At 70.1% G+C, this 20,766-nt stretch carries 19 protein-coding genes; 7 read left to right on the forward strand and 12 right to left on the reverse strand.

Annotation, left to right across the window (positions count from 1 at the left end):
• Positions 1-18: 18 nt before the first annotated feature.
• From B2W79_RS05915 to B2W79_RS05940, 6 genes are all read right to left on the reverse strand, one after another.
• Positions 19-1,074, reverse strand: a complete 1,056-nt coding sequence (locus B2W79_RS05915) for a LacI family DNA-binding transcriptional regulator (RefSeq protein ID WP_292787856.1) — start codon at positions 1,072-1,074, stop codon at positions 19-21.
• A gap of 3 nt (positions 1,075-1,077) precedes the next feature.
• Positions 1,078-1,968, reverse strand: coding sequence for a carbohydrate ABC transporter permease (locus tag B2W79_RS05920; protein ID WP_292787858.1), 891 nt, complete (start codon positions 1,966-1,968; stop codon positions 1,078-1,080).
• On the reverse strand, positions 1,961-2,923 hold the full coding sequence (locus B2W79_RS05925) for a carbohydrate ABC transporter permease (protein ID WP_292787860.1): 963 nt from the start codon (positions 2,921-2,923) through the stop codon (positions 1,961-1,963). Before B2W79_RS05925 ends, B2W79_RS05920 begins: the two co-directional genes overlap by 8 nt.
• Positions 2,924-2,927: 4 nt before the next feature.
• The gene (locus tag B2W79_RS05930; RefSeq protein WP_071327771.1) at positions 2,928-4,190 is read right to left on the reverse strand and encodes an ABC transporter substrate-binding protein; all 1,263 of its coding nucleotides are present in this window, start codon (positions 4,188-4,190) and stop codon (positions 2,928-2,930) included.
• Between the two features lie 113 nt (positions 4,191-4,303).
• A complete protein-coding gene (locus B2W79_RS05935; RefSeq protein WP_292787862.1) occupies positions 4,304-4,663 on the reverse strand; it encodes a fluoride efflux transporter FluC in 360 nt (119 codons plus the stop codon).
• Positions 4,660-5,034, reverse strand: coding sequence for a FluC/FEX family fluoride channel (locus B2W79_RS05940; protein WP_292787864.1), 375 nt, complete (start codon positions 5,032-5,034; stop codon positions 4,660-4,662). The genes B2W79_RS05935 and B2W79_RS05940 overlap by 4 nt, the downstream gene beginning before the upstream one ends.
• Positions 5,035-5,121: 87 nt before the next feature.
• On the opposite strand from B2W79_RS05940, the gene B2W79_RS05945 reads away from it, so the two are divergent.
• Positions 5,122-6,651: an FAD-dependent oxidoreductase gene (locus B2W79_RS05945; RefSeq protein WP_071327774.1), complete on the forward strand. Its 1,530-nt coding sequence runs from the start codon at positions 5,122-5,124 to the stop codon at positions 6,649-6,651.
• Between the two features lies 1 nt (position 6,652).
• Here B2W79_RS05945 and B2W79_RS05950 read toward each other — a convergent pair whose 3' ends face one another.
• The 3 genes from B2W79_RS05950 to B2W79_RS05960 all read right to left on the reverse strand — a co-directional run bounded on the left by B2W79_RS05950 (position 6,653) and on the right by B2W79_RS05960 (position 8,794).
• The gene (locus tag B2W79_RS05950) at positions 6,653-7,459 is read right to left on the reverse strand and encodes a nitroreductase family protein (protein WP_071327775.1); all 807 of its coding nucleotides are present in this window, start codon (positions 7,457-7,459) and stop codon (positions 6,653-6,655) included.
• 4 nt (positions 7,460-7,463) lie between these two features.
• Positions 7,464-7,847, reverse strand: coding sequence for a hypothetical protein (locus B2W79_RS05955; RefSeq protein WP_071327776.1), 384 nt, complete (start codon positions 7,845-7,847; stop codon positions 7,464-7,466).
• 113 nt (positions 7,848-7,960) lie between these two features.
• On the reverse strand, positions 7,961-8,794 hold the full coding sequence (locus tag B2W79_RS05960; RefSeq protein ID WP_071327777.1) for a MerR family transcriptional regulator: 834 nt from the start codon (positions 8,792-8,794) through the stop codon (positions 7,961-7,963).
• A gap of 214 nt (positions 8,795-9,008) precedes the next feature.
• Here B2W79_RS05960 and B2W79_RS05965 point away from each other — a divergent pair, with 214 nt between their 5' ends.
• Positions 9,009-9,848, forward strand: coding sequence for a DUF4097 family beta strand repeat-containing protein (locus B2W79_RS05965; protein ID WP_292787868.1), 840 nt, complete (start codon positions 9,009-9,011; stop codon positions 9,846-9,848).
• Positions 9,845-10,471 (forward strand): PadR family transcriptional regulator, encoded by a 627-nt coding sequence (locus tag B2W79_RS05970; protein WP_292787870.1) that lies wholly within the window; start codon positions 9,845-9,847, stop codon positions 10,469-10,471. The genes B2W79_RS05965 and B2W79_RS05970 overlap by 4 nt, the downstream gene beginning before the upstream one ends.
• 63 nt (positions 10,472-10,534) lie before the next feature.
• Here the strand turns inward: B2W79_RS05970 and B2W79_RS05975 are convergent, their stop codons facing one another.
• Entirely contained in the window at positions 10,535-11,077 is a 543-nt protein-coding gene (locus B2W79_RS05975) for a universal stress protein (RefSeq protein WP_025104704.1), read from the reverse strand.
• A gap of 149 nt (positions 11,078-11,226) precedes the next feature.
• Here B2W79_RS05975 and B2W79_RS05980 point away from each other — a divergent pair, with 149 nt between their 5' ends.
• The 4 genes from B2W79_RS05980 to B2W79_RS05995 all read left to right on the forward strand — a co-directional run bounded on the left by B2W79_RS05980 (position 11,227) and on the right by B2W79_RS05995 (position 15,002).
• Positions 11,227-11,418: a DUF3073 domain-containing protein gene (locus B2W79_RS05980; RefSeq protein ID WP_025104705.1), complete on the forward strand. Its 192-nt coding sequence runs from the start codon at positions 11,227-11,229 to the stop codon at positions 11,416-11,418.
• A 289-nt stretch (positions 11,419-11,707) separates the two neighbouring features.
• Positions 11,708-13,021, forward strand: a complete 1,314-nt coding sequence (locus tag B2W79_RS05985) for an ABC transporter substrate-binding protein (RefSeq protein WP_292787873.1) — start codon at positions 11,708-11,710, stop codon at positions 13,019-13,021.
• A gap of 89 nt (positions 13,022-13,110) precedes the next feature.
• Positions 13,111-14,085 carry a carbohydrate ABC transporter permease gene (locus B2W79_RS05990; RefSeq protein ID WP_083391629.1) on the forward strand — a complete coding sequence of 325 codons (975 nt, stop codon included), beginning with the start codon at positions 13,111-13,113 and terminating at the stop codon, positions 14,083-14,085.
• Positions 14,082-15,002 carry a carbohydrate ABC transporter permease gene (locus B2W79_RS05995; RefSeq protein ID WP_071327783.1) on the forward strand — a complete coding sequence of 307 codons (921 nt, stop codon included), beginning with the start codon at positions 14,082-14,084 and terminating at the stop codon, positions 15,000-15,002. The genes B2W79_RS05990 and B2W79_RS05995 overlap by 4 nt, the downstream gene beginning before the upstream one ends.
• A 26-nt stretch (positions 15,003-15,028) precedes the next feature.
• Here the strand turns inward: B2W79_RS05995 and B2W79_RS06000 are convergent, their stop codons facing one another.
• Both B2W79_RS06000 and B2W79_RS06005 read right to left on the reverse strand, forming a co-directional pair.
• Positions 15,029-15,262, reverse strand: a complete 234-nt coding sequence (locus B2W79_RS06000; protein ID WP_292787876.1) for a hypothetical protein — start codon at positions 15,260-15,262, stop codon at positions 15,029-15,031.
• Between the two features lie 155 nt (positions 15,263-15,417).
• Complete coding sequence (locus B2W79_RS06005; RefSeq protein ID WP_292787878.1) at positions 15,418-20,601, reverse strand: endo-alpha-N-acetylgalactosaminidase family protein; 5,184 nt, start codon at positions 20,599-20,601, stop codon at positions 15,418-15,420.
• Positions 20,602-20,766 lie beyond the last annotated feature (165 nt).

Below are 20,766 nucleotides of genomic sequence, written 5' to 3' on the forward strand. Positions count from 1 at the left end.
GGGAGAAAGGAGGGAGGCTCAGCGGCCGCGGGAGGCCGGGGCGTCGAGGTCGGTCGACCCGCCGGGCACGAGAGCCCAGGGGAACTCGTGCAGCGCACCGGGTGAGGGCTCGTTCTCGAGCGCCTTCTCGACGATGATCCGCGCCTGACGCTCGTAGAAGTCCGTGGGGCCGACGGTGGTGAGGGTGGGGGCGATGAGCCGTGCGTCCGGCGTGTTCCCGACCCCGATCACCGCGACGTCGTGCGGCACGCGGAGCCCGAGCATGTGCGCGGCGTTGATCGCGGCGATCGCGGCGAAGTCGGTCGTCGCGTACACGGCGTCCGGGCGGTTCTCCTGCGACAGCAGCTCGATCGCGGCGGTGAAGGCGCTGGCCTGCGTCTCCGCATAGGTCACGGTCCACGCCGGATCCGCGGAGATGCCGGCCGCCGCGAGCTTCTCGACATACGGCGTGTAGCGCGTGACCTGGGTTCCCGCGAGGCGGACGGCCCCCTCGGCGGCGATGCAGCCGATCGCCGTATGCCGCTCCAGCAGGTGGTCCATCGCGAGCTCGCACCCCGGGATCGCGTCCGAGCGGATGACGTCGAAGCCGTCCGGCTCCAGGTGCTCCGAGAACACCACGAGGCGCTGGCCGCGCTTGACGAGGTCGCCCAGCCGTCGCGCGTCCTCCTCGTCCAGGCCGACGCCGTCGAGATACGCCACGTCGCTCTCGACGCGGTCGAGCGCCGCGTGCCAGTCGCCGTCGGCGAGGATCAGCGTCGTCAGCCCGTGCCGGTTCGCCTCGGCGTTCACGGCGTCGGCCACCGCCAGCGACCACGGATCGCTCAGCATGTGCAGGGAGAGCTGCACCATGCCGCTGCGACCCGTGCGGATCGCCCTCGCGGCCGTGTTCGGCCGGTAGTTGAGCTCGTCCGCCGCCGCGAGCACCCGCGCCGCGGTGGCCTCGGCCACGCCCGCCCCGCTGGCCCCTGCGCGCCCGGAGAACACGTACGAGACGGTCGCGGTCGACACTCCGGCACGTTCGGCCACCATCCGCAGGGTCGGGCGGCGGCTCGGGGCGTGCTCACGCTGTGCCATGTCTCAGCCCTTCGTCCCGCTGAACGCGATGCCCTGGATGAGTTGCCGCTGCAGGATCATGAACGTCACCAGCATGGGCAGGGTCGCCAGCAGGGCACCCGCCATGAGCACCGGGTAGTCGGTGCCGTGGATGCCGACGAGCTGCGAGAGTCCGACCGACAGGGGCATCTTCGCCGGATCGGTCGTCACGATCAGCGGCCACAGCAGATCGTTCCAGGACCACAGCACGGTGAACACCACAAGTGCGATGATGCCAGGCTTCGCGAGCGGAACCATGATCCGCCAGAAGGTCTGCCACGGATTCGCCCCGTCGATGCGCGCCGCCTCCTCCAGCTCGGCCGGCATCGAGAGGAAGAACTGCCGCATCAGGAAGGTCCCGAAGGCGCTGAAGATGCCGGGCACGATGAGCGCCTGCAGCGTGTTCAGCCAGCCGAGCGCCTGGATGATTTCGTACTGCGGCAGCAGGTAGAGCTGCGAGGGCACCATGAGCACCGAGAGGAACACGACGAACAGGGCGTTCCGGCCGGGGAAGGCGATGCGCGCGAACGCGTAGCCCGCCATGGTGCACAGGGCGACCTGCCCGACCGTGCGGCCGACCGTGAGGAGCACGGAGTTCAGGAACATCTGCCCGAACGGCATCGAGTCGAAGACCTCGGCGAAGTTGGTGAACACCCACTCGCGCGGGAGGAACGACGGCGGCACCTGCACCGAGTCGGACAGCGTCTTGAACGAGGTCAGCAGCTGCCAGACGAACGGGAACACCATGAGCGCGGCGCCGACGATGAGCACGACGTGCACGATCCACAGTCCGCGGTTCCGTGGGGTGCCCGCGCTCCGCGATCGTGCGGGGGCGGCACCGACGACCGCGCGGGTGTCGAGGGAGACGTCACTCATAGTGCACCCACTTCTTCTGCAGCCGGAACTGCACGATCGTCAGCACGAGGATGATCAGCAGCAGGAGGAAGGCGACGGCGGCGGCGTAGCCGCGGTCGTTGTCGAGGAAGCCCGCTTCGTAGAACAGGTAGACGACCGTCCGGGTGTTCGGCATCGCGGGGTTGCTGCGCCCGAGCATCATGTAGATGAGATCGAACACCTGCAGCGCCCCGATCACGCTGATGACGCTGACGAAGAAGATCGAGGGCGACAGCAGCGGGATCGTGATGGAGAAGAACTTGCGCACGGGGCCCGCCCCGTCGAGGTCGGCCGCCTCCATGATCGTGTCGGGGATGCCCTGGAGTCCGGCGAGGAAGATGACGATGTTGGTCCCGAGGCCGGCCCAGATGCCGACGACCGCGATCGCGACCAGCGCGGTGTTCGGATCGGTCAGCCAGCTCCGCCCTTCGATGCCGACCGCGCCGAGGGCCGCGTTCAGCACGCCGTAGTCGCCGTTGTAGATCATGCGCCAGACGAGCGCGATCGCCGCGGGCATGGTGACGACGGGGATGAAGTAGAGCGTGCGGTAGGCGCTGCGGCCTTTGAGGCCGGTGGTGTTCAGCAGCGCGGCGATCCCGACCGCGAGGGGGATGCCGATGAGCGCGATCACCGTGTAGACCGCGGTGTTGCGGAGAGCGCCGAAGAGCTCCGGATCCTGGAACAGCCGCACGTAGTTCTCGAACCCGATCCACTCCGCACCGCCGAACGGCCCCGACTTCGTGAAGGAGATGATGAGCGTGCGCACGGTCGGCCACAGGTAGAACACGGCGAGGCCCAGGGCGGTGGGCCCGAGGAACACCAGAGCCCACCACGGCGAGGCACCGGGCGTGCGGCGCCGCCGGCGGACCCCGGAGGGCGGGGCCTCCGGGGTCCGTCCGGCGGCGGGGGCGACCGCGCGAGGCGCGAGGACGGTCATCCGGTCACTCCTGCTCGGCGTCCAGCGCGGTCTGCATCTGCGCGGCGAGATCCTGCAGGCCGTCCTTCGGGGAGACCGCTCCGGACCACACCTGGGACAGCACCTCGCTCTCGATGCTCGTCCACGCGGAGGTGTTCTTCGACACGGGGTACGGGACAGCCGTCTCCAGCGCGTCGATGTAGACCTGCAGGTCGTACTGCGGGAGGGCGTCGACCCAGGCCTGCTGCGTACCGTTGTACGCGGGGATCACGGTGCCGGTCTCGGCCTGGATCTTCGCGGCCTGCTCGCCGCTCGCGAAGGCGGCGAAGTCCTTGGCCTCCTCCACGTGCGCGCTCTTGGCGTTCGCGACGTTCCCGACGCCGTGGATCACGCTCTGATTGCCCTCCGGACCCGCCGGCAGCGGGGCCACGTCGACACTGCCGCCGATGTCCGCGTTGTCCGCGTAGGCGATGGCGGCCCAGGAGCCGTTCTGGAACATGGCGACCTTGCCCGACAGGAAGAAGTCCTCCGGGTTCGTGTCCGTCATCTGCTGCGCCGTGGGCGAGGAGCCGTCGGCGATGAGGTCGGTCCACAGCTCGATGCCCTCGAGAGCCTCGGGGGAGCCGTATCCGCTCTGGGTGCCGTCCGCGGAGATGACCTCTCCACCTGCCTGCGCGATGGAGTTGTAGAAGTTCTCCTGGCCGTACTGGCTCGCGGCGACGCCGAACTGGCCCTTCGCCGGGTCGGTCAGCTTCGCGGCCGCGGAGCGGAAGTCGTCCCAGGTCCAGCCCGCGCTCGGATACTCCACCCCCGCTGCGTCGAACAGCGCCTTGTTGTACCAGAGCGCGACGGTGTCGAAGTCCTTGGGGGCGCCGTAGAGCGCGTCCTCGTAGGTGTAGAGGTCGACGAGCCCCTGGGGGTAGTCGGCGGCGTCCACGTCGTCGAGCGGGGCGAGCTGTCCGTTCGAGGCGTAGAGCTGGAAGTTCGGGCCGTTCATCCAGAACACGTCGGCGGCCGAGCCGCCCGTCACCGCGGTCTGGAGCTTGGTGAAGTACTCCTTGTACGGCGTGACCTGGATCTCGATCGTGACGTTCGGGTGCTCCTCGGTGTACGCGGCGGCGATGTCCTCCATCGCGGGCTTCTGGTTCTCGTCCCAGATCGCGTAGCTGAGGGTGACGTCGCCGCCCGACGACTCCCCGGTCGCGGAGGAGGAGCAGGCGGAAAGCGCCAGGACGGCGGCCGCGGAGGCGGCGAGGGCGCCCAGGGCGCGGCGAGAGGTGCGGGGCATCGAGGTCTCCTTTGACGGGTGCACGAGAAGGCGGGTGCGCGATGTTAACCGTTTAGCGTTAAACGATTAGCAGCGAGAGTAGCGCGGCACGTCGGCTCTTCGCAAGCGTCGATCTAGAGCGCAGCCCCCAGCGCCAGCCCCAGTCCCGCGGCGAGGAGACCGAGGACGAGCATGCCGACCGCGTCGAACACCGCGGCGCCGCGCTCGCCGTCGCGCCACAGCGCGACCGCATCCAGCATCGCGGTGCTGAAGGTCGTGTACCCCCCGAGGAGACCGGCGCCGAGCACGAACGCCGCGTCGGGCAGCGCCGTCGTCACGAGTCCCAGCGCGAACGAGCCGGTGAGGTTGACGATGAGGATCCCCCACGGGAACCGTCGGCCGGCGAGCCGCGCGACGCCGAGGTCGACGAGATAGCGCAGGACGGCGCCGACGCCCCCGGCGAGCGCGGCCGCGAGGAACAGCAGCGGACTCACGACACCCCTCCCCGGCGTGGCCGCCCCAGCCGGAGCCCCGCGGCTGCCGCGAGGAGACCGAGGACGAGGCTGCCCGCGGCATACGCGGCGGCGAGGAGCGGTGCCGATCCCCACAGTGCCAGCGTCCCGGTCATGAAGGCGCTGTAGGTCGTGAAGCCACCGAGGACGCCGGTGCCCAGCAGCAGCCGCAGCTCCGCGGAGGCCGGGAGCCGCGCCGCCACGACACCGATGAGCAGGGCACCCAGCACGTTCGCGAGCAGCACCGCGAGGGGGAACCCACCGGGCTCGTCCACGACGAGCCCGAGTCCCAGACGCGCCGCCGTCCCGAGCGTGCCGCCGAGAGCGACGAGCAGGACACAACGGAGACTCACGCTCGCCACTGTAGTCGCCGCATGACAGCGTGATCGTCGGATGTCAAGGCGTTGGGGTGGGGGCAGGGAGAGGCGTTGACTGTCGGCATGAAGCCCCTCTGGAAGGTCGATCAGGACGCACCCCACGGCACTGCCTTCGATCCCGGCGCGACGCACGACGTGCTGATCGTGGGGGCGGGGCTCACCGGCCTCTCGACCGCGGTGCTCCTGACCCGCGCCGGACTCGACGTCGTTGTCGTGGATGCGGGGGACGTGGCGGAGCTGTCGACGGGTGGCAACACCGGCAAGCTCTCCCTCCTCCAGGGACAGCAGCTCGCCACCATCCGAAAGCACCATCCGGCGGCACTCGTCCAGGCGTACGTCGATGCCAACCGGGCGGGCATGGAGTGGCTCACCGGTTTCGCCGACACCGCCGGCCTGAGCTACACCGAGCGGACCGACCACACCTACGCCCAAAGTCCGGACGGGCTCGAGGCGGTCAGAGCCCAGCATGCCGCCGCGCAGGAGGCGGGACTGCCGACGCGGCTGCTCACCGCGAGCGAGCTGTCGACGCCGTTCCCCGTCGCGGGCGCGGTGGCGCTCGATTCCCAGGTGACGATCGACCCGGTCGCCGTCGCCGACGCGCTCGCAAGGGAGTTCCTCGCCGGGGGCGGCACGCTGCACACCGGCGTCCGCGTGATCGGCGCCCACGCCCTCCCGGAGCCCCGGGTGGAGACCACGGCGGGGCCGATGTTCGCCGAGCACATCGTCCTCGCGACCGGGACCCCGATCCTCGACCGCGGCCTGTACTTCTCCAAGGTCGCCGGGATGCGGTCGTACTGCGTCTCGTTCCGGGTCTCCGGCGGAGTGCCGGAGGGGACGTTCATCTCGGCCGACGGCCCGACGCGGTCCATCCGACCGGTGTCCGCCGCCGACGGCCCGGCCGATACCGCGCAGCTGGTCGTCGGCGGCAACGGGCATCCGGTCGGCCGCTCGGACGGCGAGACCGCGGCGATCGACGACCTCGTGGACTGGACCCGTCTGCACTTCCCGGATGCCGAGGAGACGCACCGCTGGTCCGCGCAGGACTACCAGTCGCACAACCTCATCCCCTTCGTCGGCGCCCTGCCCCGCGGCCTCGGACGCATCCGCATCGCCACCGGCTACGCGAAGTGGGGGCTGTCGAACGCACCCGCCGCGGCCCTGCGGCTCACCGAGGAGATCATCGGGACGAAGCGCCGCGAGCGTCCGTCCTGGATGCTGCGCCTCGGCACCCGTCTCACCGTCCCCGCCGATCTCGCGCGCGGCGCCGTCGAGGGCGCGAAGGTGGCGGCCGCCGCCACGAGAGGCTGGGTCGAGGCCGAGACCACGCCGGTCCCCGTGCCGCAGCCCGCGGAGGGCGAGGGCGTCGTGGCGAACCGCGGCGGTCGCCCGGTCGCCATCTCCACGGTCGACGGCGTGACCCGAGCGGTCAGCGCGGTGTGCCCGCACCTCGGCGGTATCCTCGACTGGAACGACGCTGAGTGCACGTGGGACTGCCCGCTGCACGCGTCGCGGTTCGCCGCGGACGGCACGCGCATCGAGGGACCGGCGCTGAACGATCTCCCCGAGGTCCGGCGGGCGGCCGGCGGCTCCTGACTCAGGACCGGGTCGGCGGCGCGTCCCAGCCCTGCTGCGGGGTGTCGCAGTCCTCGCGGAACACGTACTGCGATACGAGCTTGCGCTGACTGCTGGACCAGTCGATCGCCGGGCGTCGCTGCTCCGGCGGCAGGTAGCCCAGCCGGTAGACGGCCATGAGCTCCAGGTCGTCGGGCACCCGCAGCAGCCGCACGATCTCGTCCCAGCGCCCCGGCACCTCCATCGGGAACGAGATGAACTGGATGCCCATGCCCAGCTCGACCGTGGTCAGCCAGACGTTCTCCATGGCCGCCCCCATGCTGAACACCGAGTAGAACGACGACAGCTGCCCTGGCCGGTACTCGCTGCGGTCGAGCATGACGCCCAGGAGCAGCGGCGATCCGGCGACGAGCTTGCGGTTCTCCGAGCCCAGGGTCTTCGGCACCCCGAACGTGTTCATCAGAGTCTGGCCGCGCTTGGTGAACACCTGCGACGTGAAGGGCCGCAGCGGCGCGGGGAGCTTGTCGAACAGCATGCCGCTGCGCTTCTCCTCCATCTCCTCCTGGCTGAAGCGGAAGTACGGCTTGTACCGCTCGAAGAACGTGCCGTTCGACATCGCCTCCGTCATGCTCTCGCCGGAGATGCGCGCGATCTCGTCGATCGTGTCGCGGTTCTCGATCACGACGAAGCGCCACGGCTGGCTGTTGAGCTGCGAGGGCGCGCGGCCGGCGGCTTCCAGGAGGATGCGCTGGTGTTCCTCGGAGACCGGGTCGGGCAGGAACGCTCCGTTGGTGGTCTTGCGGCGGCGGATGGCGTCGAGGAGTTCCATGCGGTCACTTCCGGTCGGAGGGGAGGCGCGAGACCACGAGGCCCGCGAGGACGAAGGGGGCTGCCATGAGGGCGACGAGCGGGTGCCGCCGGGTGTGCGTCCCGGCGTAGGGGATCGCGGCCAGGGGGACGGCGGCGGGGAGGAGCGCGAGGGCGGCGCGACGGGTGCGTGGGGTGCGGGTGGCGAGGCCCACGACGACGGCGAGTCCCGTCGTCGCGCAGGTGAGGATGTAGAGGGCGTGGTGCACCCAGCGGAAGCGGCGCGTGTCGATGAGCCGGGCCGCCACCGCGAGCCCGAGGGCGCAGTTCGCCCCATAGGCCGTCGCCGCCGCCGCGAAGGCTCCAGCCGCGGGGCGGTCGTCGCGCCCCCGCTTCCGTCGCCCCGTCATGGCACGACCCTACGCCCTCCCCTCCTCCCCCGATCCACCCCCTTGCGTGCGAGCCACCCCCTTGAGTACGACCGCAGCGGGGTGGGTCGCACGCAAGGGGGTGGCTCGACAGATCAGAGGGAGGCTTCCGCGTAGATGCGGAGCGCGTCGCGGACGAACTCCGCACCGTGGGTGCCGCCCGCGGACGTCGCATAGTTCGCGCCGAAGCGCGGATCTGCGACGTACATCTCGCCGAGACCGATCACGTAGGCCTTGGCGCCCGCGTCCGGTCCCTGCCGGAGCGCGGCGGCCGGAGTGCCGGGAATGCCCGTGAGCCAGGCCACGTGACGGCGCGCCAGCTCCTGCGCCTCGGCGGACGCGGGATCGATACCGCTCTCCGCCGCGGCGATCCAGTCGCGTCCGAGGTCGGCCACGCGCTGTTGCCACTCGGCGCGCTCGGTGTCGCTCATCCCGCGCCACCAGCGGTCGCCGTCGGCGTAAGCCTTCGTCCCCCAGCGGTCCTCGACCTCCTGCTTGTACTGCGTGTGGTCGAAGCCGTCGAACATGTTCTCTGCCATGAGGTTCTCACCTCCTCTCAATGCCGTGATGGTGGATTCGACCGACGCGATCTGCCGTGCCAGCCTGGTCTGCTCCTCGCGCAGCAGCGCGAGATGCGTCTCCAGTGCAGCCGCTTCCGTCGCCGTCCGGGTCCCTGAGCCCGCGCCCTGGGTCCCTGAGCCAGTCGAAGGGCCCAGCACCTCCGCGATCTGCGGCAGTCCGAGCCCGAGTTCCCGCAGCAGGAGGATCCGTTGCAACCGCACGAGCGCCGCCGCGTCGTAGTGCCGGTAGCCATTGGCCGCGATGCGCGACGGCGCCAGCAACCCGATGTCGTCGTAGTGCCGCAGTGTCCGGCTCGTCGTTCCCGCCAATCGCGCGATCTCCTGGATCGACCAGTCCCGCTCGCTCATCCCCCCACCCTTCCGTGTCGTTCCCCTCCACCGTAGAAGTTGTCGTTACGTCAAGGTCAACCCCCTTCGAATCGCTTGATTGGCTCGATTTCCGGCCGAAGTGGGACCAATCAGGCGATTCGAAGGAAGGGGGGGGTGACGGGATCGAGATATATCGTGTTATGGTGACGGCAACACGATATATCGTGAATCCCTCGACACAGGAGAAGCAGACATGACCGAGAAGTGGCTCATCGCCCCCGGCGAGGAACGCGTCATCGACATCGCCTCCGCGACCCGGCTCAAGGTGGGCCTCGTCGGCGGACAGGTCGACGTCATCGCCCACGACGAACCCGGCATCCGGATCGAGGTGCACGGCGTCACCACCAAAGACCTCCGGATCGAGTCCCGCGACGGCGAGGTCGAGATCGACCACCCGCAGCTCGGCTGGGACAACTTCCTGGAGGTGTTCCGGAACTTCGGCTCCGGCGGCCCGCGCGCCGAGGTGAGTGTGGCCGTCCCGCGCAGCATCGCCCTGACCCTCGGCGTCGTGAGCGCCGGCGCCCTCGTGTCCGGCATCCGCAACGACACCCGTCTCAACACGGTGTCCGGCGACATCATCGTCGACACCCTCATCGGCGACCTCAGCGTGAACTCGGTCTCCGGCGACGTGCAGATCCGCAACCTCACCGGCTCGCTCAACGCCAACAGCGTCTCCGGTGACGTGGCCGTCACGGGAGCCATCCGCAAGGCCACGGTCGACATCGTCTCCGGCGCGACACTCGTGGACGCGGCGGGCGACGTCAACACCATCACCGTGAACTCGGTCTCCGGCGGCACCACGGTGCGGCTCGACGAGTCCCTCGCGGCGAACTACGTCATCCGTTCGCTCAGCGGCCGCCTGCTCATCGACGGCGTCGAGCGCAGCTCCTCCGGCCCGAGCACCTACAACGGCACCACCGGGGAGCTCGCGGGACGGTTCGTCGATCTCCGCGCCAACTCCGTCTCCGGAGGGGTGACGGTCCTCCGCCGCGCTCCGCAGACGATCGAGAACGACCCGGAGTGGGAAGCATGAGTCCCGCGGTCTTCTCCCACGGCGACCTGCGGCTGTACCTGCTGTCGCTGCTCGCGGAGTCCCCGCAGCACGGCTACGGCATCATCCAGTCCCTCACGGATCGCACCGGCGGGACGTACACGCCGAGCGCCGGCACGATCTACCCGCGCCTCGCGAAGCTGGAGGAGGAGGGGCTGGTCACCAAGACCGTCGACGGACGCACGACGATCTACGCGATCACCGAAGCCGGACGCGCCGAACTCGCCTCCCGCGAGAGCGACCTCGCCGACATCGAGGCGGGCATCACGGACACGGTCCGCCTCATCGCGAACGAGGTGCGCCAAAGCGTGCAGGAGGCGATGAAGAGCCTTCGCGCCGACCTGGCGACGGCGACGAAGGACGACAGGGCGGCGGCGAAGAACAAGCCGCGCACCCCGAGCGAGGAGGCACGACTGACCAGCCGCGAGGAGCTGCACCGCGCCGACGCCGTGGTGAACGCCTTTCGCGCCCGCATCCGCACCGACCTGCGCACCCACGTCGCCCAGGGCGGCGTCCTCCCGGCGTCGGTGGTCACCGACCTCGAGAACGCACTGGATCAGGCCGCCCGCAGCGTGACGGTGGCGCTGAGCCGACCGGGCTCCTGAGCCCCCGGCATGACCGCACGAGGCCCCGTCGACATCCGTCGGCGGGGCCTCGTCGCGTACGGATCACTCCGGCCAGATCTCCTTCTGCTCGTCCGGCACGGACTCCCCGAGGGGGACGACGAGTACGGAGCGATGCTGGCGATGCGCCAGCCGCGCCGCGACGGAGCCGGTGAAGAACTCCCGGATCGACTCCCCGATGCCGCGTTTGCGGGTGCCGACCACGATGAGCTGCGCGTCGAGCTTGTTGGCGAGCTGCTTGATGGCCAGTGCCGGGTCGCCGACGAGCTGCCGCGCCGTCCAGGTGACGCCCTTCCCGTCGAGCATGGTGGCCGCAGCCGCCTCGACGGCCTCGAACTCGGCAGCCCCCGCGTCGAAGTTGATGTCGATGGGAGCGGAGTGCACGTAGCCGTCCGGATCCTCATAGGTGACGAAGCGGGTGATGTCGACGTGGGCCACCACGAGCGGGGCGTTCAGCAGCCGGGCGAAACGGACGGCTTCATCGAGGACGTGCGGGTCCTGGTCGAGCTGCATCCCGACGATCACGGCCTTCTGCAGAGCGGCGTTCTGCGTGGCCTCGTCGGACGGAGTGGAGGTGCTGTCGGTCATGGAGATCGCTCCCTTCGCCGGCCTGGCCGCGGCCAGGGTCTGTTCCCCGCGTGCTATCCTGAATGCTACTCTTACCGGCCTCGAGCCGGTGTCGTGAATGACTCGGGCGCCCGTCTGCCCGCAGCTTAACTCGTGAGGGGGTCTCAGGCATGGGCCGTGGCCGTCAGAAGGCGAAGCACACCAAGATCGCCCGCGAACTCAAGGCGTACAGTCCGTCGGTGAACTACTCGGCGCTGGAGCGCGAGCTCGCGCATTCGAGCGACTCCGACGAAGACGCCTACGTCGACAAGTGGGCCGACGAGTACGCGGACGAAGACGAAGACGAACTAGAGAAGGCGTAGCCCCTCGGTTCGAAACACCCGCACGGCTCGTGCGGGTGTTTCGTCGTTCCCGGGCGGCGATCGGGGAACGAGATCGCCGGCCGTCGAGCGTGCGACTGCCACCCGCGCTCGGCTCTGCGGCGATGTCAGCGCTCCCGCCAGGCGAAGCGAATGCGTCGCCAGACCGCTGATCCGCGTCTTGTGAGCGCAAACATTTTCTGATTTGATGTGCATGTGATCGACGGCGCACCCTCGCCGCGTCCCCGCTTCGGGCGATCCGCAGGAACATGACCTCAAAGAGGAGAACAGCATGGCACCCACCTCACGCACCCCCCGCGTCGCCGCGGTCGTCGCCCTCGGCGCGGTGTCGGCGTTCGGACTCGCGGCCTGCGCTCCGGCCGCATCCGGAGGCGGCGACGCCGGCGGAGAGCCCGTCACCATCGAGTACATGCACCGCCTCCCCGACGGCGAGGGCATGACCACGGTCGCGGAGATCGTCGACCGCTGGAACGAGGAGCACCCCGGCATCCAGGTCAAGGCCACGAAGTTCGACGGCAAGGCCAGCGACATGATCCTCAAGCTCGAGACCGACATCAAGGCCGGGAACGGCCCATGCCTCGCGCAGACCGGATACTCCGAGGTGCCGCAGCTCTACGTGAAGGGTCTGCTGGAGGACGTGGCCGCGGAAGCCGAGAAGTACGAGGACCACTACTCGGCCGGAGCGTTCAGCGGCATGCGGGTCGGCGACGCCATCGTGGGCCTCCCCCAGGACACCGGACCCCTCGTCTACTTCTACAACACCGCGGAGTTCGAGGCGCTCGGCCTCGACGCCCCGACCACGCTCGACGAGCTGACCGCCGCCTCCGCCACGGCCGCCGCCGCCGGCAAGTTCGTCACCGCCTTCACTCCGGACGAGGCGCAGAACTGGCTCTCCGGACAGGCGGCTGCCGCCGGAGACACCTGGTTCTCCACCGAGGGCGAGGAATGGAAGGTGGACGCCGAGGGCGCCGGCTCCGAGCGGGTCGCCGCCTTCTGGCAGGGTCTGCTCGACGGCAAGCAGACGCTCGCGACCGAGCGCTGGGGCGAGGGCTTCACGGCGGCACTGAACGACGGCAGCCTGATCGGCCACGTCGGCGCGGCGTGGGAGGCCGGCTTCCTCCTCGACTCCCTGGACGGCACCCCGGCCGAGGGGCAGTGGCGCGTCGCCCAGCTCCCCGACTTCGGCGCCGGGGCGATGACCGGCCCCGACGGCGGCTCCGGCGTCTCGGTCATGAAGGGCTGCGAGAACCCCGAGGCCGCCATGGAGTTCAACGACTGGTTCAACACGCAGGTCGACGACCTCGCCTCCCAGGGCCTCGTCGTCGCCGCGAAGGGCGAGGTGGAGACGCCCGAGAAGATGCTGCGTCAGTTCGGCGGTCAGGATGTGCTGGCCGAGCTCGGCACCGCCACCGAGAACCTCAACCCCGACTTCCCCTACGCCCCCGGCTTCTCGACCCTGGCCAACATGAACGAGACGGCCGCCGCGGCCGCCGGCGGCACCGCCACGGTCGCCGACATCTTCACGACGGCGCAGGACACGGCCGTCGCGTCGCTCAAGGACCTCGGCCTCCCGGTCGCGGAATGACCGGACCGGACGGCATCATCGGATGAACGACGGCGGAGTGCACGGGCGATCGTGCACTCCGCCGTCGTCGTGAGAGCGAGAGGCACATCATGGCCACAGTGACCGAGACGAGGGCAGCGGCGACGCTCCCTCCCGCGCGCCGTCCCGTCGCCCCGTCGACCAGGCGATCGCGGATCCGGCGGGAGGGGCTGACCGGGTGGCTGTTCATGGCGCCGTTCGCGCTGCTGTTCGCCGTCGTCTTCCTCATCCCGATCATCGTGTCGGTCCGCTCGTCGTTCTTCGCCCAGGTACCCGCCGGCGGCGGCCTGTACGGCGGCGGCGAGCTCGTCGACACCTTCGTCGGCCTCGACAACTTCGCCGCGGCGGCGACGGACGGCGCGTTCTGGGCCGGCATGGGACGGGTCGTGCTCTACGCGGCGTTCCAGATCCCGGTGATGATCATCGCGGCCCTCGCCCTGGCCCTGCTGCTGGACTCGTTCATCGTGCGCCGCCCCGCCCTGTTCCGCCTCGCCTTCTTCCTCCCGTACGCGGTCCCCGGCATCATCGCGGCGATGATGTGGCTCTACCTCTACACGCCCGAGGTGTCGCCCTTCCTGCCGTATCTGCCAGAGGGGACCGACCTCATGTCGCCGCAGACGATCCTCTTCTCGATGGCCAACATGACGACGTGGACCTACACGGGCTACAACATGCTCATCTTCCTCAGCGCCCTGCAGGCCATCCCCCGCGACCTCTACGAGGCCGCTCGCCTGGACGGCGCGAGCGGATTCCAGATCGCGACCCGCATCAAGGTGCCGCTCGTGCGCGGTGCCGCCCTGCTGGCCGTGCTGCTGTCGATCATCGGCACGATCCAGCTGTTCAACGAGCCGGTCATCCTGGAAGCCGCGAACTCCTGGATGGGCAAGGACTTCACGCCGATGATGCTCACCTACAACACGATGATGGGCGAGCTGTCGCCGTCGGGCAGCGGTCCGGCGTCGGCATACTCGCTGCTCATGGCCGGCATCGCGGGCGTGCTCGCGATCGTGTACGCACTGCTCCAGCGGCGGAAGGGCGACGCATGACCACCACACGACTCGTCACCGTGGCTCCGCCGACGAAGCGGCGCTCTCGCAGGCCGCAGGCGGCGGACGCCCCTCCCCCGTCGATCGCTCCCGGCCCCGCCGCGCGCACGTTCGGCATCATCGCCCTCGTCGTCGCCACCGTGTACTTCCTCGTGCCGGTGTTCTGGCTCGTGGTCGCCTCGACGAAGAACAACGCCGACCTCACGTCGACGTTCGGCTTCTGGTTCGCCGAGCCGAACCTCGCCGCCAACTACGACAGCCTCATGGGCTGGACCCAGGGGCTGTTCTGGCGTTGGGTCGGCAACTCCCTGTTCTACTCGCTCAGCGCCGGGATCATCGGCACGCTGTTCGCCGTGATGGCCGGCTACGCGATCGCCAAGTTCGCCTTCCCCGGGAAGAAGCTCGCGGTCGGCATCATCATGGCGGGGCTCCTGCTGCCCGTCGCCCTGCTCACGGTGCCGCTGTACATCGAGTTCCAGGCGCTCGGCCTCACGAACACGGTGTGGGCGATCATCATCCCCTCGGCGGTCTCGCCGTTCGGCGTCTTCCTCGGCATGGTCTACGCGCAGTCGTCGGTGCCGACGGAGCTGCTGGAGGCCGCCCGCATCGACGGTGCCGGTGAGGCCCGGATCTTCTTCACGATCGTGCTGCGGCTGCTCGGCCCCGCGATGGTGACGATCTTCCTGTTCATCTTCGTGGCCACGTGGAACAACTTCCTCCTCCCGCTCATGATGATCTCCAGCCCCGACCTCAAGCCGGTCACGCTCGGCCTCTACGGCATGATGAGCTACTTCTCCCCCGACAAGGGCGCCGTCATGCTCGGAGCACTGCTCGGCGTGATCCCGCTCATCGCCCTGTTCTTCACGCTGCAGAAGTACTGGCGCTCCGGTCTCGCCGCCGGCGCCGTCAAGGGCTAGGCACCTCGACCGCGCACAGACGGCGATCACCGCCCGGAGCGCCCCTCGCTCACGGCGGCCACGATACGCGCCGGGGTGAGCGCGGTCACCTCCGGCTGCCGCGGTCGTCGGCTCAGGGACTCCGACAGCGTCGGGCGGGCGGCGATACGGGCGAGCTCTCCCGAGAGGTACTGCTGCAGCGACTGTCCTCGCTCCTGCGCTCGCGCGGTGAGCACGGAATACACGCCGGGGTCGAGATCGCGGATGAGTACATTCGGCATGTGCGGCTCCTTTCGTGGCTACCCCTCGAGTATCGGGGACCGCAGGCACCCTCTTCGGCCCCGGACCCCCGACCCGTGGAGAACTGCGAAACGCCCCGCCGCGTGCAGAAGAGGCCCGGGGCGAACCCCGGGCCTCTCGTGTGCAGCAGAGGGACTCAGCTACGTCGCCGCCGCCAGAGCCCTGCGCCGAGGGCGCTCAGCGCGAGGGCCCCGGCAGCCACCGCCAGCCAGGTCATCCCGTCGGCGCCGGTCGTGGCCAGAACCCCGCCGGCACCCGTCGCGGCGCCGGTGACCGCGAGATCCGCACGAGCGAGCTCGGCGCCCGCGGCGTCCGTCGCGACGAGCGCATGGGCACCCGCGGGCGTGGCCGCCGGGATGAGGACGGTCGCGACCGCGCTGCCGTCGGCGGCGATCGTCACCTCGCCCACCCTGACCGGTTCCGAGTGGAGCCAGAGCTGCACGACGGACTCGGGGTCGAAGCCGCGGAGCTGCACGCGGAGGGAGTCTCCGGCCGCCGCGGTACCGACCGACGGGGTGAGGACCGCCGCCTTCGCCGGCTTCGCCTTCTTGACCTTGAGGGCGGCGCCGGCCACCTCGGCGCCGGAGGCGTCCTTGACGAGGAACCGATGCTTCCCGACCGTCGCATCCGCGGGGATGAGCACGCGGGTGGTCAGCGCGCCGCGCGCATCGACCGTCGCGTCCGCGAGCCGCACGCCGTCCAGCCAGAACGAGACGGCGGCGCCGGGCGCAAAGCCCGAGAGCACGACCTCGACCGTCTCCCCTGCCCGTACGGAATCCGCGCCGAGCGTGAGCACCGGATCGGTCTCCGGGGCGCACGCCCCGAGGTCGTCTGCTGGTCGCTTCTCCGGGGCGTGCCCCGCCTGCGGGGACGTGACGCCGTACACCGCCATCTCCGCCACGGCCGCGAACGGCGTGCCCGAGATGGACGAGGTCGCCGTCACCCGCACGTATCGCGCGGTCGTCGCGGCGAAGTCGACATCCTGCCACTCCGCGACGTTCTTCCACTCTCCCGCCGCGACGTCGGTGAAGGTCTGCCCGTCGGTGGAGACCGCGACCTGGAACCCCTTGATGGGACCGTTCTGGTTCGCGCCGCGCCGGAGGTAGGAGATGCCGTCGACCGTCTCCGCGGAACCGAGGTCGAACGTGAGCACGTGCGGATACCCGGGGGCGTCGCTGCTCCAGCGGCTGTGCCAGAACGTCCCGGCGTTGCCGTCGAGCATGTTCGCCGCCGTGCCGTCCTCACCCGCGGTCTCCTCGGAGCTCGCGGTCGCGGTGATCTGCGCGTTCGGGATGCGGGCACGGGAGGCGACCGCCGCCTCCTGCGCCGTCTGCACGGTCCGCACGTCGCAGTCGACGAGATAGGTGGCCGCGATCCCGATGCTGACGGCGGAACCCGCGGCCGACGCCGGTGCCGTGAGCAGCCAGTCCGTCGTCACGCTCTCGCCGGGGGCGACCTTCGCGAACAGGTTCGACGACCCGTCTGCGACCTCGACGGTGTAGCCCTCCGGGAGGTCGAGCTGCACACCGACGTTCTCCGCCAGGATGTCCTCGCTGTTGGTGAAGGTCGTGGTGAAGGGTGTCTGCGCCCCGGGACTCAGGGTCACGGCCTCGCCGGATACCGTGGCGCACGGGGTGCCGCCCTCGGTCGGACCCAGGTCGGTGACGGTGAAGTCGTCGAGGACGAAGTCGACGTCCGGGCCGCCCACGCGCTCCAGGCCGACCCACGTGTAGTCGCCGCAGCCCACGATGACGTCCTCCTGGAACGCGGTGGTCTCCAGGGCCTGCACGACGGGGGTGCGACGCAGGGTCGTCGAGGAGATCTCCCCGTCGAGCACGGCGTCGGTGCCGGTCAGCCAGCGGTAGGCCCCGCTCGCGCCGGCCTGGTAGTCGAACCCGATGCGATAGGTGTGCCCGGCCTGCAGCGGCACCAGCGTGGGGTCGGTCCGGTAGACGACGCCGGAGTTCTCGGAGTGGGACATCAGCGAGTGCTCACCGGTGAGGGTGCTGTCCACCGCCAGCCCCGCGAGGGCTCCGCTGTCGAACGGCTTGGCCGTGTTGCGCCAGTCGCTCGTCGTGTACGGGTCGTGTCGCCGCGAGATGCTCGTGCGCGGGTCGTCGATGCCGTTGGCGTCGCCCTTCACGAACGGGCCCCACCCGGGCTGATTGCCCTCGAAGTCGTTCGAGTACACGGTGCCGGACGCGGTGGGTGCCGTCGTGTCCGCCATCACCCTGGCGTTGTCGATCCGCACCGCCGCGTCGCCGGCGACCGCCGAGACCGACACGGTCACCTCGCCGGAGGCCGGAGCGACGAACGACACCGATCCGCGCTGGTAGTACTGCCCGGCCTTGGAGTCGGCGCGCATGTAGTTGTACGTCGGGGACAGGTTCCAGGTGCGGCTCACGACGCCGCCGCCGGTGTCGACCGCGACGCTCACGTCCCGCGTGGCCGTCGGATCGATCTGCACCTGCGCGGAGAACGCGTAGCGCTCCCCGGGGGTGAGGCCGGTGACGGTCTGCGAGATCGAGGAGGCGGACGAGCCGAACACCGCGATGTTGTCGCCCCGCGAGGCGTTCTTCGCCGCCCCGAGGTCCGTGCGCTCGATGGTCACCTCTCCCCGGGGGTTCCAGCCGTCGAGCGCGCCCGCGTTGAACCCGGGATCGGTCAGACCGGCGTCGCGGTACTCGATCGCCGCCCGCTGCGCCCCGCCCTGGGGCACGACGACGTAGGCCGTCCCCTTCTCGCCCGAGAGGGTGAGCTCGCCGTCGACCGCGGTGACGGTGCGCACCTTCTCGCGGCCCTGGTCTCCGAGTGCGAACACGTCGAAGGTCGTGTTGCCGCGGAAGGCGTCCGTGAGACCGAAGGTCTTCTCGCCGCCGGAGGCCGTGAAGAAGTACATCTTGTCCGCGTCGACGGGCGATCCGGACTCGGCGCTCGACTCCAGCGACTGCCACGGCAGCAGGTAGGAGTCGCCGCGCAGGACGGTCGCGCCGTCCATCGTGACGACCCGCGTGCCGCCGTCGAGCCGCGCCACCACGTCGTCGGTGAACGTCGCCTCGACCCCCGACTCGTACGTCTGCAGGTCGAAGTGCTGCAGGAACTTCGTCGGCAGGCTCTGCGACCAGATGTTGCCGATGAAGCCGTCCCAGTTGCGGTTGCCCACCCAGCCCTCGGCATCGACGAGACGCTGTTGGCCCAGCAGGACGTCGTCGTTCCAGACGTCCGCCTGCGCGTTCTGGATGAACCGCACCATGGTGGAGTTGATGCCCTTGTTGTCCTTGCCGCCGTAGGCGAGGTCGTTCGGCCAGTGCGACCAGACCGTGCTGTCGACGAACTTGTCGCCCCACTCGGTCGCGACCTCGAGGTCCATGGCGTTCAGCTCGTCCGCGAGCTCCTCGGCCACCCAGCCGTTGGAGTAGTACACGTCGATGTAGACGCCGCTGAGTCCCGGCACCTCGTCCCGCAGCTGCTGGAAGCGGTCGAGCACGCGTCCGGTGCCGAGATCGGTCTGCTGATTGATGTAGTACGACTGGTCGAGCCAGTTCCAGCCGGGCTTGTACGGCGGGGTGCCATCGAGGATCGCCGCGTCGAACGCGTCCGCCTGCGGGTAGATCTCCGTGGCGTTGACGTGCACGCTCATGTCGGCGTTGAGCTTCGCCCCCTCGTCGACGAGGCGGTTGAGGTCGGCGAGGCCGCCGGCACGCTCGTTGTAGTTCCCGCCGTAGTCGGTGTTCGCGGAGTCGTGTCCCTCGCTGCCGAAGCCCTTGTTGAGCACCCACTGGCCGAGGCCGTCGGTCTGGTTCGCGATGCGCTTGGTGTTGTCGAGCACGAGGTCGAAGTAGTTCGTGGCGCTGGAGGCGAAGTTGAACGGGATGCGGCTGACCACGCGGTCGGCCACCCGGTCGGCACCGAGGCGCGGGGCGTCGACCTCGCGGTAGCGGATCGCGGCGTCCTGCCAGTCCACGGTCTCGTCGCCGTTGCGGTCGGCGGTGAGGAGCACCGTGACCTTCGGCAGGGCGTAGGTCGTCACCCGGCTGTCGACGGCGGTGGTCGGATGGATGAGCCAGGTGTTCGAGCCGATCTCCGCGGTCCGGCCGTCGGCAGCGGTCACCCGCGTCGTGAGCCGAGTGTTCCACGAGGCGGTGCCGCCGGACGCCTGCGTCGTCGCGTTCGTGATCACGCTGCCGGCGAGGGTCCCGTCGCCGAGGAACGCGAAGGCCGCGCCCTTCGTGCCAGTGGCCGTCGCCGCACCCACCGCGATGTGCTCATCGGCGTTCGTGGTGCTGTTCGGGCTGATCACGGTGCGGTCGAGGACGGCGCCGTCTGCGGCCGTCGCGGAGAGGAACGCGTTGTCGGGGAGCGCCAGGGTGTTCACCGCGGCGGAGCCGTCGACTCCGGTGACGGCGAACTCGACCGTGCCGTTCGCCGCGACGCGGATGCTGCTGCGCACCGTGACGTCGAGGCCGGTCAGGGTCGAGACGTAGTCGACGCCGGTCGCCGTCGCCGTGGAGGTGGTGGTCGACGCATAGGCGGTGCCGTTGACCGCCCAGGTGCGCGGGGAGCTCTTCTGCCCGCCGAGGCGGTCATCGCCCACGCGGTAGCCGAGGATCTGCGGGAACGCGGAGGAGACGGTGGCCGTGGTGCCGCCCGCGGCGATCTCGACGGTGTCCCCGGGCTCCGGCTGCTCCGGCGTCTCCGGCTCGGTCACGATCGGCGGGAGCTCCTCGTCGGAGAGCACCTGGATCTCGCCGGCGCCGCCGCCCGTGGTGCCCTGCGCGTCGATGATGAGGAGGGCGACGTACCGGCCGTCCTTCGCGGTGTCCAGCGTGATGCGCTGCTTCTCGTCGTTCGCGGTGGGCGCGTGCAGCGTCGCGGCCGCGGCGGCGGCGCCCCATCCCCCATCGGCCGGCGAAGTGCGCGCGGCGTCGGCGTCATCCGTGACGTACACCTCGACGGTCTTCGCCGCGACGCTCTGGCCGCGCTTGACCGAGTAGTCCAGCGCCTTCACCGAGAGGGACCGCTGCAGATCGAGGGAGATCCAGTGCGGGAAGGGGGCGTTGGCCGAGTACCGCGACGTCCACTGGGTCGAGTAGTCGCCGTCGAAGGCCCCGAGAGCGGTGCCGTCGAGCGAAGGCGGTGCCGGATACGGGTCGGCTTCACTGGACACCGCGTGCAGCCGGTAGTCCGCGTGCGGGACGGGGACGAGATCGGCGGCCTGTGCCGCGGTCGCGGGGAGGAGCGCTCCGCCGAGCGCGAGGGCCGTCGCCAGCAGGGAGCTGACGGCGACGGCGGTGCGCGGCGGTCGGGAAGGTGTCGACACGTCTTGCCTCTCGAACGGTGCGACGGCCGGAGGAAAGGACGCCCCGGTGCGCCGCAGGTGGATCATCGATCGGAACCGATGTTTGCGCTATCACCGTAGAGCGACCTTGTGGCTTAAGACAAGAGTCGAGCGCTAAATATGCGCAAACATTGGCCGAAGGTCACC

Source organism: Microbacterium sp. UBA7513 (assembly GCF_002478345.1).
Classification (GTDB): domain Bacteria; phylum Actinomycetota; class Actinomycetes; order Actinomycetales; family Microbacteriaceae; genus Microbacterium.

Bases quoted from the DNA above. Each gene is read 5' to 3' on its own strand.
- B2W79_RS05915 (WP_292787856.1), bottom strand. From the start codon at position 1,074: ATGGCACAGCGTGAGCACGCCCCGAGCCGCCGCCCGACCCTGCGGATG.
- B2W79_RS05980 (WP_025104705.1), top strand. From the start codon at position 11,227: ATGGGCCGTGGCCGTCAGAAGGCGAAGCACACCAAGATCGCCCGCGAA.
- B2W79_RS05995 (WP_071327783.1), top strand. From the start codon at position 14,082: ATGACCACCACACGACTCGTCACCGTGGCTCCGCCGACGAAGCGGCGC.
- B2W79_RS05985 (WP_292787873.1), top strand. From the start codon at position 11,708: ATGGCACCCACCTCACGCACCCCCCGCGTCGCCGCGGTCGTCGCCCTC.
- B2W79_RS05965 (WP_292787868.1), top strand. From the start codon at position 9,009: ATGACCGAGAAGTGGCTCATCGCCCCCGGCGAGGAACGCGTCATCGAC.
- B2W79_RS05970 (WP_292787870.1), top strand. From the start codon at position 9,845: ATGAGTCCCGCGGTCTTCTCCCACGGCGACCTGCGGCTGTACCTGCTG.
- B2W79_RS05930 (WP_071327771.1), bottom strand. From the start codon at position 4,190: ATGCCCCGCACCTCTCGCCGCGCCCTGGGCGCCCTCGCCGCCTCCGCG.
- B2W79_RS06000 (WP_292787876.1), bottom strand. From the start codon at position 15,262: ATGCCGAATGTACTCATCCGCGATCTCGACCCCGGCGTGTATTCCGTG.
- B2W79_RS05955 (WP_071327776.1), bottom strand. From the start codon at position 7,847: ATGACGGGGCGACGGAAGCGGGGGCGCGACGACCGCCCCGCGGCTGGA.
- B2W79_RS05920 (WP_292787858.1), bottom strand. From the start codon at position 1,968: ATGAGTGACGTCTCCCTCGACACCCGCGCGGTCGTCGGTGCCGCCCCC.
- B2W79_RS05975 (WP_025104704.1), bottom strand. From the start codon at position 11,077: ATGACCGACAGCACCTCCACTCCGTCCGACGAGGCCACGCAGAACGCC.
- B2W79_RS05950 (WP_071327775.1), bottom strand. From the start codon at position 7,459: ATGGAACTCCTCGACGCCATCCGCCGCCGCAAGACCACCAACGGAGCG.
- B2W79_RS05960 (WP_071327777.1), bottom strand. From the start codon at position 8,794: ATGAGCGAGCGGGACTGGTCGATCCAGGAGATCGCGCGATTGGCGGGA.
- B2W79_RS05925 (WP_292787860.1), bottom strand. From the start codon at position 2,923: ATGACCGTCCTCGCGCCTCGCGCGGTCGCCCCCGCCGCCGGACGGACC.
- B2W79_RS05945 (WP_071327774.1), top strand. From the start codon at position 5,122: ATGAAGCCCCTCTGGAAGGTCGATCAGGACGCACCCCACGGCACTGCC.
- B2W79_RS05990 (WP_083391629.1), top strand. From the start codon at position 13,111: ATGGCCACAGTGACCGAGACGAGGGCAGCGGCGACGCTCCCTCCCGCG.